This window comes from Spirosoma luteolum (genome assembly GCF_054778875.1).
In genome coordinates, this window is record NZ_BAAGZE010000006.1 from 312,599 (window position 1) to 328,754 (window position 16,156).

16 protein-coding genes and 1 riboswitch are annotated in these 16,156 nt (G+C 61.7%); of the genes, 8 read left to right on the plus strand and 8 right to left on the minus strand.

The window, feature by feature from the left end; genetic code table 11:
* Positions 1-10: 10 nt before the first annotated feature.
* The 6 genes from thiC to ACYVAC_RS11910 form a co-directional block, all read right to left on the minus strand.
* The gene (thiC, locus tag ACYVAC_RS11885; RefSeq protein ID WP_461097902.1) at positions 11-1,888 is read right to left on the minus strand and encodes a phosphomethylpyrimidine synthase ThiC; all 1,878 of its coding nucleotides are present in this window, start codon (positions 1,886-1,888) and stop codon (positions 11-13) included.
* A gap of 2 nt (positions 1,889-1,890) precedes the next feature.
* Positions 1,891-2,094 carry a sulfur carrier protein ThiS gene (gene thiS, locus ACYVAC_RS11890; RefSeq protein WP_461097903.1) on the minus strand — a complete coding sequence of 68 codons (204 nt, stop codon included), beginning with the start codon at positions 2,092-2,094 and terminating at the stop codon, positions 1,891-1,893.
* A gap of 93 nt (positions 2,095-2,187) precedes the next feature.
* Positions 2,188-2,285, minus strand: a riboswitch (TPP riboswitch).
* Positions 2,286-2,387: 102 nt separating this feature from the next.
* Positions 2,388-3,377 carry an alpha/beta hydrolase family protein gene (locus ACYVAC_RS11895; RefSeq protein ID WP_461097904.1) on the minus strand — a complete coding sequence of 330 codons (990 nt, stop codon included), beginning with the start codon at positions 3,375-3,377 and terminating at the stop codon, positions 2,388-2,390.
* A 48-nt stretch (positions 3,378-3,425) separates the two neighbouring features.
* Positions 3,426-4,091, minus strand: a complete 666-nt coding sequence (locus tag ACYVAC_RS11900; protein ID WP_461097905.1) for an SdpI family protein — start codon at positions 4,089-4,091, stop codon at positions 3,426-3,428.
* A gap of 15 nt (positions 4,092-4,106) precedes the next feature.
* On the minus strand, positions 4,107-4,421 hold the full coding sequence (locus tag ACYVAC_RS11905; RefSeq protein WP_461097906.1) for an autorepressor SdpR family transcription factor: 315 nt from the start codon (positions 4,419-4,421) through the stop codon (positions 4,107-4,109).
* Positions 4,422-4,544: 123 nt separating this feature from the next.
* Positions 4,545-5,039 (minus strand): DUF421 domain-containing protein, encoded by a 495-nt coding sequence (locus tag ACYVAC_RS11910; protein ID WP_461097907.1) that lies wholly within the window; start codon positions 5,037-5,039, stop codon positions 4,545-4,547.
* Between the two features lie 122 nt (positions 5,040-5,161).
* On the opposite strand from ACYVAC_RS11910, the gene cobT reads away from it, so the two are divergent.
* The 3 genes from cobT to ACYVAC_RS11925 all read left to right on the plus strand — a co-directional run bounded on the left by cobT (position 5,162) and on the right by ACYVAC_RS11925 (position 7,608).
* Positions 5,162-6,160 (plus strand): nicotinate-nucleotide--dimethylbenzimidazole phosphoribosyltransferase, encoded by a 999-nt coding sequence (gene cobT, locus ACYVAC_RS11915; RefSeq protein WP_461097908.1) that lies wholly within the window; start codon positions 5,162-5,164, stop codon positions 6,158-6,160.
* 86 nt (positions 6,161-6,246) lie between these two features.
* Positions 6,247-7,029 (plus strand): adenosylcobinamide-GDP ribazoletransferase, encoded by a 783-nt coding sequence (locus ACYVAC_RS11920; protein WP_461097909.1) that lies wholly within the window; start codon positions 6,247-6,249, stop codon positions 7,027-7,029.
* A 108-nt stretch (positions 7,030-7,137) separates the two neighbouring features.
* Positions 7,138-7,608 (plus strand): FKBP-type peptidyl-prolyl cis-trans isomerase, encoded by a 471-nt coding sequence (locus tag ACYVAC_RS11925; protein WP_461097910.1) that lies wholly within the window; start codon positions 7,138-7,140, stop codon positions 7,606-7,608.
* Between the two features lie 106 nt (positions 7,609-7,714).
* Here ACYVAC_RS11925 and ACYVAC_RS11930 read toward each other — a convergent pair whose 3' ends face one another.
* Complete coding sequence (locus ACYVAC_RS11930; protein WP_461097911.1) at positions 7,715-7,843, minus strand: hypothetical protein; 129 nt, start codon at positions 7,841-7,843, stop codon at positions 7,715-7,717.
* 87 nt (positions 7,844-7,930) lie between these two features.
* On the opposite strand from ACYVAC_RS11930, the gene ACYVAC_RS11935 reads away from it, so the two are divergent.
* Together ACYVAC_RS11935 and ACYVAC_RS11940 are read left to right on the plus strand one after the other, a co-directional pair.
* Positions 7,931-8,884, plus strand: a complete 954-nt coding sequence (locus ACYVAC_RS11935) for an L-threonylcarbamoyladenylate synthase (RefSeq protein ID WP_461097912.1) — start codon at positions 7,931-7,933, stop codon at positions 8,882-8,884.
* A 137-nt stretch (positions 8,885-9,021) separates the two neighbouring features.
* Positions 9,022-11,112, plus strand: coding sequence for a sensor histidine kinase (locus ACYVAC_RS11940; RefSeq protein ID WP_461097913.1), 2,091 nt, complete (start codon positions 9,022-9,024; stop codon positions 11,110-11,112).
* Here the strand turns inward: ACYVAC_RS11940 and ACYVAC_RS11945 are convergent, their stop codons facing one another.
* A complete protein-coding gene (locus tag ACYVAC_RS11945; RefSeq protein ID WP_461097914.1) occupies positions 11,113-12,015 on the minus strand; it encodes a 1-aminocyclopropane-1-carboxylate deaminase/D-cysteine desulfhydrase in 903 nt (300 codons plus the stop codon).
* 39 nt (positions 12,016-12,054) lie between these two features.
* On the opposite strand from ACYVAC_RS11945, the gene ACYVAC_RS11950 reads away from it, so the two are divergent.
* The 3 genes from ACYVAC_RS11950 (at position 12,055) to ACYVAC_RS11960 (ending at position 16,153) form a co-directional block, all read left to right on the plus strand.
* A complete protein-coding gene (locus ACYVAC_RS11950) occupies positions 12,055-13,080 on the plus strand; it encodes an RluA family pseudouridine synthase (protein ID WP_461097915.1) in 1,026 nt (341 codons plus the stop codon).
* 258 nt (positions 13,081-13,338) lie between these two features.
* Positions 13,339-13,791 carry a GNAT family N-acetyltransferase gene (locus ACYVAC_RS11955; protein ID WP_461097916.1) on the plus strand — a complete coding sequence of 151 codons (453 nt, stop codon included), beginning with the start codon at positions 13,339-13,341 and terminating at the stop codon, positions 13,789-13,791.
* A 124-nt stretch (positions 13,792-13,915) separates the two neighbouring features.
* Complete coding sequence (locus tag ACYVAC_RS11960) at positions 13,916-16,153, plus strand: biosynthetic peptidoglycan transglycosylase (RefSeq protein WP_461097917.1); 2,238 nt, start codon at positions 13,916-13,918, stop codon at positions 16,151-16,153.
* Positions 16,154-16,156 lie beyond the last annotated feature (3 nt).

Here is a 16,156-nt window from a genome sequence, read left to right on the forward strand (position 1 = left end):
GGATGGGCGGTTAGTGGTACAGAGCGCTTCCCTGTTCAACAAAGGCGCGGGCTTTGGCGGCCATGGCTTCCTGCAGGGCATCGGCCTCGGCCAGCCCCTGCTGGTCGGCGTAGTCGCGCACGTCCTGGGTGATTTTCATGGAGCAGAAATTCGGACCGCACATCGAGCAGAAGTGCGCCGTTTTAGCCCCTTCGGCCGGCAGCGTTTCGTCGTGGTACGACCGGGCCGTATCGGGGTCGAGGGCGAGGTTGAACTGATCCTCCCAGCGAAACTCGAAGCGGGCCTTGCTCAGCGCGTTGTCGCGGTACTGCGCGCCCGGGTGCCCTTTGGCCAGATCGGCCGCGTGGGCGGCAATTTTGTAGGTAATCACCCCGTCTTTTACGTCCTGCCGGTTGGGTAATCCCAGGTGTTCTTTGGGCGTCACGTAACAGAGCATGGCCGTGCCGTACCAGCCGATCATGGCGGCCCCGATGGCCGAGGTGATGTGGTCGTAGCCCGGCGCGATGTCGGTGGTGAGCGGCCCCAGCGTATAGAACGGCGCTTCGTCGCAATGCGCCAGCTGCTTTTCCATGTTGGCTTTGATGAGGTGCATCGGCACATGGCCGGGCCCTTCGACCATGACCTGCACATCGTGCTGCCAGGCGATCTTGGTTAGTTCGCCCAGCGTTTCGAGTTCGGCAAACTGAGCCGCGTCGTTGGCGTCGGCAATAGAGCCGGGGCGCAGCCCGTCGCCCAGCGAAAACGACACATCGTAGGCCTTCATGATGGCGCAGATTTCCTCGAAATGCGTATAGAGGAAGTTTTCCCGGTGATGGGCCAGGCACCACTTGGCCATGATGCTGCCCCCACGCGACACGATGCCGGTTACGCGCCGGGCCGTCAGCGGAATGTAGCGCAGCAACACCCCCGCGTGGATGGTGAAATAATCGACCCCCTGCTCGGCCTGCTCGATCAGCGTGTCGCGAAACAGCTCCCAGCTCAGGTTTTCGGCTTTTCCGTTTACTTTTTCGAGGGCCTGGTAGATCGGTACGGTACCCACCGGAACGGGGCAGTTGCGGATAATCCATTCGCGGGTTTCGTGAATGTTTTTGCCCGTCGAGAGATCCATCAGCGTATCGCCCCCCCACCGGCAGCTCCACACGGCTTTCTCGACTTCTTCGTCGATGCCCGACGTAACCACCGAGTTGCCGATGTTGGTGTTGATCTTGACCAGGAAGTTGCGCCCGATAATCATGGGCTCGCTTTCGGGGTGGTTGATGTTGGCCGGGATAATGGCCCGCCCGGCGGCCACCTCCTGCCGCACAAACTCGGGCGTGATACGGTTGGCTGGCGTATGGGCGCCGAAGCTGTTGCCGGGGTGCTGCTGCCGGAGCGGGTCGGTAGCCGGCAGGGCATCGATGCGCTGGTTTTCGCGAATGGCGATATACTCCATCTCGGGCGTGATGATACCGCGCCGGGCATAGTGCAGCTGGGTCACGGTCTGGCCGGCCCGCGCCCGCAGGGGCGGCCGGATGTGCTCGAACCGCAGCGCATCGAGTCCCGGATCGGCCTGCCGCTGCTGCCCGTAGGCCGACGACAGACCGGGCAGTTCTTCCACGTCGGCCCGGTCGCGAATCCAGGCCTCGCGCAGGCGCGGCAACCCTTTTTTGAGATCGATGGTCACGTCCGGGTCGGTGTAGGGGCCACTGGTGTCGTAGACAGTGACGGGCGGGTTGGGCGTGCGTACCGTACGACCGCCGACCTGACTCACGGTATCGGAAACCCTGATTTCGCGCATGGCGACCTGAATGGCGTGTAGCTGACCGGGCACGTAGATTTTGCGCGAGCCGGTCAGTGGCTGGCGGCTGATGGGCTCAGCCACGGGCGTTGGTTTCGATGACTGGCTCATGGCTATCCTCCCTGCGTGGCCTGAATAAGCGTGATCGAATCGTTTTCGGCCAGCTGGGTCTGTGCCCAGCGGCTGCGGGGCACAATGCGGTCGTTGCAGGCCACGGCCGTGCCGTTGCGGTCGGCAAGACCGAGACTGTCGAGCAGGGCCAGCAGGGTGCCGGCGGGCGGACAGTCGACGGGTTGTGAATTGAGTTGAATGAGCATGGTTTGGCAACCGGTTTTGGTTAGGCCAAACAGCAGGGGAAGAACAGCGCCGACCCGACTCGACAAACGCCAGGGGCGCGCCGGTACAGGCTGGTCAGCCGGATCACTTTTCCCTTCGCAGGCATTATCCTGTTCAGGTTCAAAGGGTATCATCTCAGCCCGCCCGAAAGCGAACACCCCTAAAGTCTGGCTTGAAGTAAGCAGCGGTAAAGGTAACCGTTTTTTAGAACGCCAAAAAAGTAAACGCCACAAAAAAGCCCGCTGCAGCGCAGTCGGGCTTTTCGTGGGATCGGTCAGCGGGCGTTGATAAAGCGGGCCATGGCCGTGGCCAGCCCGGGCGTCAGCGGCAGATCGGGCCGGACGTAGGTTTGCAGGTTGGCCAGCTGGTCGGTACCGTCGACGTTTTTGAGCATATGGGTCATGCCCGGAAAGAGCAGCAGCAGGGCGTCGGGGCGGGCGGCTTTGAGGGCCTTCGCTTCATCGACACCCACCTGCATGTCGCGCTCACCGTTGACCAGCAGCACCTTTCCCCTGAAGCCCCGCAGTTCGGCGGCCGGGTCATAGCGCATCCACGACATCATCAGCGGCTGGGTCGACGGTTGCAGTACGGCCATGGCCACCGGCTCCGGCTGGCGCACCGGCAGACCCGCCCGCAGCGAATCGAGGTCGGCCCAGACGCGCTGCCGCTGGGCCTCGGGCAGCCCACCATACTGGGTTTTCAGTACTTCGGCAATGCTGCGCCCCGCGCCCGAGAGCGAGATGTAGGCCGGCACCCCGGCCCGTTTGGCCGCCAGCATACCCACGAGCGACCCTTCGCTGTGGCCGGCTACGATGACCCGCGAAAAGCGCCTGTCGGCCTGCAGCTGCCGGATGAAGCCCAGCGCATCGCTGACGTAGTAATCGAACCGGAAATCCCTGATGGGCAGCCGCGCACTGCCCGCCAGCTGTTTGGCACCGGCGTAGCGTTTGTCGTAGCGGGCCACGGCAATCCCCAGCCGTGCCAGGCTGTCGGCCAGCATCCGGAACGGAGCCCCCTTCACCGTACCCAGCGTACCGAGGGGTACGGGGCTGTTGCCATCGCGGTCGGTCGGGCCCGAGCCGGCAATGAGCAGCACTACCGGCACGGGGCCTTTGGTGCCGTTCGGCAGCGTAAGGGTGCCATCGAGCGTAAAGTCGATGCCGGCCGGTTCGCTGATGCGGGCCGACATGGGCTCTTCGGTCTGGGCACTGGCCGCGGGCAATAGCCCCAGCAGCAGCATAAATAGTGGTAGAACAGGTCGCATACGCATAAAAAAATGGCGGGTGGCAGGAAAGCGGATTGATCGCACTGGCTATTGGTCGGTTAGCTGTCCGGCCTGCTCCTGCCGGTAATACACGTAGGAATACACCACGGGAATGAGCGCCGTTATAAGCACCATAGTCACCACCGCGCCGATCATGTAGGGCGCCGGCACCAGCAGGGCCAGCACACTGCTCAACAGGCCCCCCGCTACCATCAGCCGGCCACCCAGCCGGTTCGACCGCATCCAGACGCGCTCGCTGCGCAGGGTCCAGGGTGTGCGCACCCCCACATACGGATTCGGTTTGATGGAAATGGTGTAGTTGCCCACGGCCGCAATAAACAGCCCTGTCAGGGCCATGATGGTTACGTTGCCGGTGGCCAGTTGGTCGGTACCGGTAGCCATATAGAACAGTCCGGCCGGCAGGGCCGCCATAAACAGATTGACCACAAACCGCAACCGATCGAGCAGGTGCCGCTTTGCCGCAGGCAGCGACGGGCGGGCAGTTGTGCGCAGCAACCCGTACACGAATACACCCAGCGCCAGCGAGGTCAGCAGCAGGCCGGGCTTACCCATCCAGCCATTGGGCTGGCCAGTCAGATCGAAGTGGGTAGCGAGCCGATCGGGTATCTGGTGCCACACCAGGGCTATATAGGTCAGCGACAGTATCCAGGGAATAGCCATCAGGTATTCGTCGGCACTAGTTTTCTTGTTCATGGTTGACAGGGGGATTTAGATCGTTTCGGATGGAGCGCTGGTAGTCGATGGTTCGGGGGCAGGCACCGGGGCGGTTGATGGCTGCAGGCTCAGCAGCCAGCCCAGCAGTTCGTCGAGCACGGTGGTATTGAGGGTGTAGACCACAAACTGCCCCTGCTTGAGGGAGTCGACCAGGCCGGCCTGTTTCAGCAGGTCGAGGTGGTGCGAAATGCTGGGTTTCGACATGGCAAAACAGTCGGCAATATCGCCGGCATTGCGGTCGCCCCCGCGCAGCAGCTCGAGGATGGCCCGGCGGGTCGGATCGTTCAGGGCCTTGAAAAGCAGGTTCATAGCGGGCCGAATTGGTTGACGGATGAAATATTCGTTTAGTTATTTAGACAATCATCTAACTATATACAAACGGTTCGGCCGGCGGGTGGGCGGTCTGCTGCCGGCCGCCCACCCGTTACTCCCTTACTTTTTAGGCACCACGCTGACGCTGCCGCTGCCTTCGAGGTAGCAGGTTTTTACGTCGGCCGGGTCGTCGATACCATTGATACGCAGCAACCCCAGCAGTTCCTCCTCCGAAATCAGTTCGCGCTTCATGGTCTGGCGCTGCAGCACCCCGTTGTGCACCAGCAGGGCGGGCTCGGGCGTGCTAATCCGGTTAACGAACATCGATCGATACCCCAGCCAGTTGAGGGCATAATCCCAGCCTACCAGCGTACCCACCAGCACCACCCCTTCCGTTACCGACTCGTAGGTGCCGGCCATGGCATTCTGGGCCGCGTCGGAAATAAGCGTGATAAGCAAAATATCACTGATCATGAGCTGCCCCGAGCTGCGCCGGAAAAACCGGATGTAGAGAAAGCAGAACCAGTAGGTCAGCGATCCCCGGATAAGCATTTCGGCCACCGAGCTGCTCGGTACAAACATCGTTTCCCAATCCACTCCCAGTAGTTTGTCCATTTTTCGGCGCGTTTATCTGGGGGTGTGAACTGATTTCGGCGCGTTGGGTTTTCTTTTGCGTCTGCCATTGGGCCGCCACGCTATTTTTTCGACCGGGTGGCCCTGTCCGGGCAGCCCTGCTTATGCTTACAGAACGCGTACGTCACCGCATCGACAACAAAACAAAACCCCTGGGTGCTCTGGGTCAGCTCGAAACGCTGGCGCTCCAGCTGGCCCTCATTCAGCAAACCGAAACGCCGGTCCTGCGCAACCCCCACCTGCTGGTTTTTGCCGCCGACCACGGTCTGGCTGCCGAAGGCATCAGCGCCTATCCGGCCAGTATCACCTACGGCATGGTGCAGAATTTCGTGGCCGGGGGAGCCGCCATCAACGTGTTCTGCCGCCAGAACGGCCTTACCCTGCTGGTCTGCGACGTGGGTGTCGACGGCACCTTCGAGCAGAATACCGAAACACTCGTCAAGTTTAAAGTCCGCGCCGGCACCCGCAACATGCGCCACGAGCCCGCCATGACGGCCGACGAGTGCGCGGCTGCCCTCGACGCCGGCCGGACGCTGGTCAACGGCATTCAGTACCGCGACTGCAACGTGGTGGGCTTCGGCGAAATGGGTATCGGCAATACCTCGGCTGCCTCCCTGCTGATGCATCGCTTTACGGGGCTGCCTCTGGACCAGTGCATCGGGCGGGGCACCGGCCTCGACGACGCGGGCCTGGCCCGCAAGCAGGCGCTGCTGCACGAGGTCGCCGATCAGTATGCGCACCTGACCGACCCGCTGGCGGTGCTGGCGGCTATGGGTGGCCTCGAACTGGCGGCCATGGCCGGCGGTATGCTGCAGGCGGCCGACAACGGGATGGTTATTCTGATCGACGGGTTCATTGCCACGTCGGCGCTGCTGGTGGCCCTGGCGATCAACCCCGCCGTGCGCGACCACTGTGTTTTCTGCCACCTGTCCGACGAAGCAGGGCACCGGCTGCTGCTCGACTACCTGCAGGCCACACCCCTGCTCCGGCTGGGCATGCGGCTGGGCGAAGGCACCGGCTGTGCGCTGGCCTACCCCCTCGTTACGGCGGCCGTGGCCATGCTCAACGAGATGGCCGACATGGACGTGCTGCAGCGGGTTTAGTACCCCGGTCCGGGGATTTTTAGGCGACTGGTTTGTGGCCAGTCGTTGCTGTTCACGGTGGCCGAGTGCCGCCTTTCTGCTTCGCTATGCGCTTGTTTTTTACCGCCCTGATGTTTTATACGCGCCTGCCGGTGCCCAAATCGATCGACCACTCGGCCGACGCACTCAACCGGTCGACCCAGTTTTTTCCGCTTATCGGCTGGATCGTGGGGGCCATCGGCGCCGGCACCTACTGGCTGGGCACCCTACTGTTCCCACCCGGCTACCTGCCCGTGCTGCTGAGCGTGGCGGCTACGGTCTGGGCCACGGGCGCTTTCCACGAAGATGGCTTTGCCGACGTCTGCGACGGGTTCGGGGGCGGCTGGTCGAAGGAGCAGATTCTGACCATTATGAAAGACAGCCGGCTGGGTACCTACGGCACCATCGGGCTGGGGCTGCTGCTGGCCGTCAAGGTGGTTGCGCTGCAGTCGATGCTGACCGTCGAAGCCTTTGGCTGGGCTGCCGCCCTTAAATACGTGGTGGGGCACAGCCTGAGTCGCTTCACGGCCGCATCGGTGATCCGGGCGCTGCCCTACGCCCGCGAAGACGCCGACAGCAAGGCCAAACCCATTGCGCAGGGCATCACGGGCGGACAGCTGGCCGTGGCCGCCCTGTTCGGGCTGGCTCCGCTGGTGGCGCTGATCGTGGTGTCGGGGCTCTGGATCTATAGCCTCTTCCTGCTGCCGGTGGCGCTGGTGCGCGGGCGGCTGATCGGGTTTTTCCGGCGCTGGCTCGCGGGCTATACCGGCGACTGCCTGGGGGCCACCCAGCAGCTCACCGAGGTTGTCATTTACCTGTCGTTCGTGTCGCTGCTCTGGGTTTCGGTCTGACGGCCGGGCACGGCTTAGCCCCCTTCACGGAATTTATCGGGCTATCGCCGATCATTTTCCCGTTTCTGTTGTTCTTTTGTCGTACATCAACCGGCAGAGCCGATCGTTATGCAAATCACAAAACACAAAGTAGCAGCCATCCACTACACCCTGACCGATGATTCGGGCAACGTGCTCGATTCGAGCGAAGGCCGTGAGCCGCTGTACTATCTTCATGGCGAAGGCAACCTGATTCCCGGCATGGAAGAAGGGCTGGAAGGCCGGTCGAAAGGCGATAAAACCAAAATCGACGTAGCCCCCGAAAAAGGTTATGGCGTCCGGAATCCGGCACTGGTCGAAGAAGTCCCCATCCGGGCCTTTGGCGGACAGAAAGTTGAAGTGGGCATGCAGTTCGAAACCAACGAAGGCGAGCTGATTACGGTTACCAACGTAACCCCCGAGACAGTTACGGTCGATGCCAACCATCCCCTGGCCGATCAGAACCTGCACTTCGATGTCGAAGTAGTCGACGTGCGCGAGGCTACGGCCGACGAGCTGGCCCATGGCCACGTTCATGGCCCCGGTGGCGCTCACCACTAAGCAACGGATTCAGACGGGTCCCGTCCGTACCGGGCGACGTACCCTCCGTATTCCCGGCTGGCAGTATCCCTGCCGGCCGGGCTTTTTTTTAGCCTGTCGACGCTGGTCAGTCTTTCGTAAAAATGCCCTTGGCGATCAGGTAGGGAATAATCAGCCAGAGGAGTCCCTTGATTAGAAAGAACAGAAACCCCAGCCAGCCTACGCGCTTCAGCCACTGCTTTACCCGATCGTTCATAAACGGATTGTGTTTAAAGCAAAGATAAGCGCCCGGCCGGCCTTTGCCATACCGACCGCGTTTCCTGCGTATCTTTGCCCCCACATTATGACACAGATAGGGCAGGATATTGCGCAGGCCAGCAGCCTGCTGAAGCAGGGTGACGTGGTTGGCATACCAACCGAGACGGTATATGGACTGGCGGGCAACGCCCTCGACCCCGACGCCGTACTGCGCATTTTCCGGGTGAAGAACCGCCCCGCCTTCGACCCCCTTATCGTGCACACCAACAGCCTTGACCGCGTTACCGACTACGTGGCCGGACTCCCCGACGAGGCCCGACAACTGGCCCGTGCCTGCTGGCCCGGCCCGCTGACGCTGCTGCTGCCCAAACACGCCTGTATTCCCGATCTGGTTACGTCGGGGCTGCCCAACGTAGCCATCCGGATTCCGAACCACCCGCTGACGCTGGCCCTGCTGGCCTCGCTCGACTTTCCGCTGGCGGCTCCCAGCGCCAATCCGTTCGGCTACATCAGCCCCACCTCCGCGCAGCACGTTGCCGATCAGCTCGGTGGTCAGGTACCGTATGTACTCGATGGAGGCCCGGCGCAGGTTGGCCTCGAATCGACCATCGTAGGGTTCGAAGCCGACGGGCCGGTGGTATACCGGCTGGGCGGCATGGCGCTCGAACAGCTCGAGGGCCTCATCGGACCGGTGCGGGTGCAGGCGCATTCGACCTCCAACCCCCAGGCGCCCGGTATGCTCAGCAGCCATTATGCCCCCCGCAAACCGCTGACCCTGCTGGCCCCCGGCAGCAGCCCCGCGCCGGCCCCCCGCATCGGGGCGCTGGCGTTTCGCGAACCCTTCGGCGGTATCGACCCCGCCCACCAGCGCGTGCTGTCGCCCACCGGCGATCTGGCCGAAGCGGCTAAAAATCTGTTTGCCCATTTGCGCGCGCTCGATGCCCTCGACCTCGATCGGCTTTACGCCGAGCCTCTCCCACCCCACGGACTGGGACTGGCCATCAACGACCGGCTTCGACGCGCCAGTGTGCAGCCCTGAGCAGGCCGACGCCCGCATCTGCCTGGTCGATACCGATACATTACAACACCTGCGACTCCAGTTAGTTATACTGGTTGTAGTACCCTCAATCCCGACTGTAGTCGTACGGAGTCGGGCTACCCCGTCTTAACTTTTGTATGACCTACCGAGATACGGCCAATTCATTCCCTTTTCTGCCGGCCGAGGGAACCATGAGTACCCTGATTGCCCAAACCGACTGGGTGGCCGCTGGACTGGGACACCCCGACAGCTGGCCGTCGGTGCTGAAAACCACCCTGTCCCTGTTACTTTCGTGTCGACTGTCCAGCGTGTTGTTCTGGGGCGATGAACTGATCCAGCTTTACAACGACGAGGCCCGGCTCAGCCTGGAGCGCAGTGGCAAACACCCAGCCGGGCTTGGCCAGCGCGCCGACGTTTGCTGGGCCGACATCTGGCCAATGATTGCCCCCCTGTTTGCCCGGGCGCAGCAGGGGCAGTCGGTGGGTGGCGAAAACCAGCGCATGCCGGTTTACCGCAACAATCAGCTTGTTGATGCCTACTGGACCTATAGTTACAGCCCCGTTCGCGACGAGATGGGGGTGGTACGGGGGGTGCTGATTACGTTTAACGAAACCACCCAGACCGTAATGGCCCTGCAACAGGTGGCCGAAAGCGAGGCTCAGCTGCGTTTTGCCATCGATGCCGCCGAACTGGGATCGTGGGATCTGAACCCGCAGACCAACCGATTTACCGCCAACGAGCGGCTGCAAAACTGGCTTGGCTTTACGCCCAGCGCCGATATCAGTCTCGACGAAACCTTCCTCCGCATTGCCGAGCCCGATCGGGAGCGGGTGCAGCAGGCAATGGCGGATGCGATGAACAACCCCCTGACGGGCCATTACGACATCACGTTTACCCTGCTTGGCCAGGCTACTCCTGCCGAGCGCATTGTACGGGCCCGGGGCAAAGTGCGGTTTTCGCCCGAGGGTAAACCCATCCGCTTTAACGGCACCCTGCAGGATATTACCCGCGAAGTGGTTAGTCAGCAGCAGCTCGAGGCCATCAACCGGACGCTGCATCGCAACATCGAGCAGTTTACGTTCGTCACCGACTTCATGCCGCAGATCGTATGGGCCACGCAGCCCGATGGCACCCACGATTTTTACAACAAACGCTGGTATGATTTTACGGGCCTCACGCCCGATGAGTCGATGGGCCAGGGCTGGGCTTCGGTGCTTCACCCCGACGATGTGGAACGCACTACGCAGGTCTGGCAACACTGTCTGGCTACGGGTACGCCCTACGAGATTGAGTACCGGATGAAACGCTTCGACGGAGCCTACCGCTGGTTGCTGGCGCGGGCCCTGCCCATGCGTGCCACCGACACTATCCGTCGGCCGGGCGCCATTGTGCGCTGGTTTGGCACCTGCACCGACATCCACGACCAGAAAACACTGGCCGTCGACCTGGAGCAGCAGATTGCCCAGCGAACCAGTGCGCTGCTGCAGGCCAATGCCGACCTGCAACGATCGAACGAGAACCTCGAACGGTTTGCCTACGTGGCTTCCCACGATCTGCAGGAACCCCTGCGCAAGATTCAGTCGTTTGGCGACCTGCTCCGGGCCGATTATGCCGCGGAACTTGGTGGCGGCCTGCCCTACCTCGACCGCATGCAGCAGGCCGCCAAACGCATGTCGGTGCTGATCCGTGATCTGCTCCTGTATTCGCGCATTCGCCCCGACCGGGATCAGATTGGCCCGGTCGCGCTCAACGCTGTGTTTACCGGCATACTCTCCGACCTCGAGCTGGTGATTCAGGAGTCGGACGCCCTGATCGACGTGGGCGCGCTGCCCACCGTGCAGGGAAACAGCCAGCAGCTGGGTCAGTTGTTTCAGAACCTGATGAGCAATGCCCTGAAGTTCCGAAAACCTGACGTTCCTCCACATGTAACCGTCCGGGCCGCGTATGTGTCTACCGACACGCTGCCCGAAGCCATCCAGGCCCAGCTAAGCCCGGGTGCCTACGTGCAGATCCGGGTTACCGACAACGGCATTGGATTCGACAGCCGCTATGCCGAACAGATTTTTCAGGTGTTTCAGCGCCTGCACAATCGGAGTCAGTACGGCGGTACGGGCATTGGCCTGGCCATTGTACAGAAAGTAGCCGAGGCCCATGGCGGCACCATTGTCGCGACGAGCACCCCCAACCAGGGAGCCACCTTTGCCGTCTACCTGCCGGTGCCGGCCTAGTCAGGCATCGAGCTGGGGCGTGCGGCCCTGCAGCCCACCCGTGTGGATCGCCACGACCCGGGCATCCGGCGCGAAATAACCGCGCCGGGCCAGCTGCCAGATTCCGTAGAGCAGCTTACCCGTGTACACCTGCTCCAGCCGGATACCCGTTCGGGCTTCGAAGCCCCGGATAAATGTCAGCAGCTCGGGCGTGGTGCGGGCGTAGCCGCCAAAGTGAAAATCGGGGGCCCACAGGGCACCCGCCAGCAAAACCGGGTCGGGTTCCAGTCCCTTCAGCACCGGCAGCGCCAGCACCCGGGTCGCAGCCGGCGCGGCCCGCAGCAGCCCAGCCGTCGTGCCGCCCGTACCAACGGCACAGGCCACCACATCGGGCGCCCAGCCCAGCTGCGCTACCAGTTCAGTCATCCCCTCGGCCGTACCCCGAATAGCCAGTTCGTTGGTGCCCCCTTCGGGCACCACGTAGCACGGTCCCGCAGCGGCCTGCCACCGCGCCACCCAGGCCGCATCGTGCCGCTGGTCGTACTCGGCGCGGGACACGAACCAGAGCGTCATGCCGGCGGCTTCGCAGGCCGCCAGGGTTGGGTTGCGCGGACGACTGGCCAGCTCGTCGCCCCGCACGATGCCGATTGTGCGGAACCCGAATACCTGCCCGGCAGCGGCCGTGGCAAACAGGTGGTTCGAAAAAGCCCCACCGAACGTCAGGAGCGTGGGGCACTGCTGCCGGCGGGCTTCGAGCAGATTATACAGCAGCTTCCGCCATTTGTTGCCCGATACCAGCGGGTGCAGCTGGTCGTCGCGCTTCAGAAACAACCGAATCGGGACCGGCTCACCAAACGGATCGGGCAGCAACTCGACGGGCGACGGCTGCACCAAATCACGCAGCTGCCGTTCCAGTTCGTCCATAAAGCCGTATTTTTGTTTTCAACATAAGCCACAACACGCGTGACCGAAGCAGACGACGAATTACCGGAAGACGACGAATTATACGAACATCACCGCATCGTGGTCGATAAGGGACAAAGCCTGGTGCGCATCGACCGTTTCCTGATGGATCGGCTCCCGCACGCGTCGCGCACCAAAATCCAGGCGGGTATCGACGTCGAATCGGTTCGGGTAAACGACCAGCCTACCAAGGCCAGCTACCGGATCAAACCCCTCGACGTCATAACGGTATCGCTGCCGCACCCACCCCGCGAAACCGACATTCTGCCCGAGAACATTCCCCTCAACATTGTTTTCGAGGATGACGACGTGCTGGTGCTCAACAAACCCGCCGGGCTGGTGGTTCACCCCGCCCACGGCAACTGGGACGGCACCCTGGTCAACGCGCTGGTCTATCACTTTCAGAACCTGCCTACCACCCGCAACGGCGCCATCCGGCCGGGTCTTGTGCACCGCATCGACAAAGATACATCGGGGCTGATGGTGATTGCCAAGACCGAGTACGCCATGACGCACCTGGCGCGGCAGTTTTTCGAGCACTCCATTGAGCGTACCTACAACGCGCTGGTCTGGGGCATTCCCGACCCCGCCGACGGTACCATCACGGGCTATATTGGCCGCAGCGCCCGCGACCGCAAGGTGCAGATGGTGTATGACGATGAAACGAAGGGCAAGTGGTCGGTAACGCACTACAAAACGCTCGAAGCGCTGCGCTATGTAACGCTGGTGCAGTGTAATCTCGAAACCGGCCGTACCCACCAGATCCGGGCGCACTTCAAACATATAGGCCACCCCCTCTTCAACGACGCCATGTATGGGGGCGACCGGGTGCTGCGCGGCCAGCCGGTGGGCAGCTTCAAAGCCTTCGTCGAGAACGCCTTCAAGCTGATGCCCCGGCAGGCGCTGCATGCCAAATCGCTCGGTTTCATGCACCCCCGCACCAACCAGTGGCTCCAGTTCGACTCGCCCCTGCCCGACGATATGCAGGCTGCTCTAACCAAGTGGCAGGGTTTGGTCAGCAATTGAGGGAAAAGGCTGGGGTAGCTGGAAAGGGTTACAGGGTTGAAGGGTTGACAGTCGTAGGGTTATACGGTTGCCACCATTCTGTCGATCAGCTGGCTGCCCTGCTCGTTAACGCCCTAACCATGTAACGCATCAACACTGCCGCACAAGCCTCAAACGCGCCAACCACGCAACCGCGTAACCCAACAACAATTCAACCGCGTAACTCAACAACTCCCTATAACTTTACAACGCTACAACTTCCTTTCCCCCGTTCTCGCTATGATTTCGATTCGCCCGGGTACCCGCGCCGATATTCCCCAGGCTTTTGCCCTGGTCACCGAACTGGCCGTTTATGAAAAAGCGGCCGAGCAGGTTTCCAACACAGCCGAACAGATGGCCGAAGATGGCTTCGGCCCCAACCCGCTGTTCGGCATGCTGGTTGCCGAAGAATCCGACAGCCAGAAAATCGTCGGAATGGCGCTTTATTACTTTCGCTATTCGACCTGGAAAGGCAAACGGCTCTACCTCGAAGACATTATCGTGACCGAAGATTACCGCGGCTACGGCATTGGCAAACTGCTGCTCGACGCGACCGTGGAGATGGCTCACGAAACCAAATGCACGGGTATGATGTGGCAGGTGCTCGACTGGAATGAGCCCGCCATCGGCTTCTACCGGCAGTTCGGCACCCGCTTCGACGATGGCTGGACCAACTGCCACCTCGACTTTTAAGAACCCCGTGGCCCGTGGCCCGGCCAGTGATCGCGCCGGGCCACGACAATGACCGGGCGTCAGACCTGCCCCATTCTCGACAAAGACGATTATCTTTGTCGTACTGCGTACCTATTTTTTAAGCATGACGGATCGTCAACGTAAAGCCCTCCGGATCGCGGGCAGTATCTTCCTCAGTTTGCTGCTCATCGCCGGAGTCGGGGCGGGCATCGCTTTCAACAAACGCGAAAGCCTGTTGCAGACCGCCCTCGCCAAAGTCACCCGAAAAGCCCAGCGCGATTACCAGCTCGATCTGAAAATTGGCTCTGCCCGATTCACCGGCCTGACGTCAGTAGCCTTCACCAACATCACGGCCGTGCCCGAAGACCGCGACAGCCTGGCCCGGATCGAGCGCATGGAAGTGTCGGTACGGCTCTGGCCCCTGCTGTTTGGCAAAGTGGGTCTGTCGGCCATGAGCCTCGAAAACGGCATGATCCAGGTTGTCAAACGGGATTCGCTCACCAACATCGATTTTCTGCTGCACCGCCGGCAGGATTCCACGGCCACCACCCGCCCCCAGTCGACCCGCCAGACCGATCTGGCCGATGTAGCCGAAAACCTGATCGACAACATTCTGTCGAAGATCCCCAACGACCTGAACGTCAAGAACCTGTCGTTTACAGGGCGCGACAATGACGATACGCTGCGGCTGCTGACCACAACGGCTACCATCGACAACGAACAGGTGCAGTCGACCATTCTGCTCAACGGCACCGAAGCGACCTGGCACATCACCGGCACCGCCGATCCCGCCGGCCGCGAATACGATCTGGCGCTCTACGCCGACGGGCAGGCCGGTAAGCCCAGGCCCCTCGAACTGTCGTATATCCAGACCCATTACAACCTGCTGCTGCAGGCCGATACCCTGCGGGCGCAGCTCCGCGATGTCGACCGGTCGGGCGGTGAGTTCCGGCTCGACGGGGCCGGGTCGGTGCGGAATCTGCGCATCAACCACCCCGCCATTGCCCGTACCGATGTACTCGTGCCCGATGCCGCCATCGACGCCAAACTTTTTGTAGGCGAAAACTACGTGGGCGTCGATAGCGCGTCGGTGCTGCGGCTGGGCAGCGTGAAGGCGCGGCCGTTTCTGAAATACACCCTCCCCAGCGAATCGGCGGGTACGGGTAAACGGTACGAACTGCAGCTGCACACCGACCCGCTCGAGGCACAGGCGCTGTTCAATTCCTTCCCCCAGGGCCTGTTCGAATCGCTCGAAGGCATGCAGGTGACCGGTAAGCTCCGGTACGACCTGAATTTTGAGCTCGACATGGCGCTGCCCGATTCGCTTAAATTCAGTTCGGGCCTGACGGCCGACGGGTTCCGGATTCTGAAGATGGGGCGCACCGATTTTGGCTCCATCAACCAGCCCTTCGATTACACGCCCTACGAAAAAGGGAAACCCGTCCGCACGATTCATATCGGCCCCGGCAACCCCAATTACACTCCCCTCAACCAGATCGCCCCCGACCTGCGGAATGCGCTGCTGACATCGGAAGACTACAACTTCTTCACCCACAAAGGCTTCAACGAAAAAGCTTTCCGGGTGTCGATTGCCACCAACATCAAGGAAAAATCCTTTAAGCGCGGGGCCAGTACGGTTTCGATGCAGCTGGTCAAAAACGCGTTCCTGAGCCGCAACAAAACCCTCTCCCGCAAGGTCGAGGAAATCCTGATCGTGTGGCTGATCGAGAACCAGCACATCGTGCCCAAAGATCGGATGTACGAGGTGTACCTGAACATCATCGAGTGGGGCCGCAACATTTACGGCATCGGCGAGGCTTCCCGCTACTACTTTGCCAAAAGCCCCGCCCAGCTGTCGCTGGGTGAAAGCATCTTTCTGGCGTTTGTCGTGCCCCGCCCCAAAGCGGCCCTCAACTGGTTTGTGCCGGGCGGCTACCTGCAAACCCGCAACGTGCGGGGCTATTTTCGGCTTATCGGCCGCATTATGGCCAAGCGTGGCCTGACCGCCCCCGACTCCGGCGCCTACGGATTCTACGATGTGCGGCTGCGCGAAGGCCTGCGGCAGGCCGTTGTACCCGTCGATACCGTCAGTACTTCGGACAGCCTGATGGTCGACCCGATTGAAAGTGATATCGACGACGAAGCCGACGGTACGGGCATCGGCACGTTTTTCCGCCGGTTATTCAAAGGTCGCCAGGAGAAAACCACGACCGACGAGCCAGCCACTGTACAGCCCGACAACAACGCCGATGGTGCAGCGCCGGCCGATACGGTAAAAACCCGGAAGCAGCTGCGGCAGGAACGGCGCGAACGCAAACGGCGCGAGCGTGAAGCCCAGCAGGCCCTCGAAAGCGGGCAGTAGCCG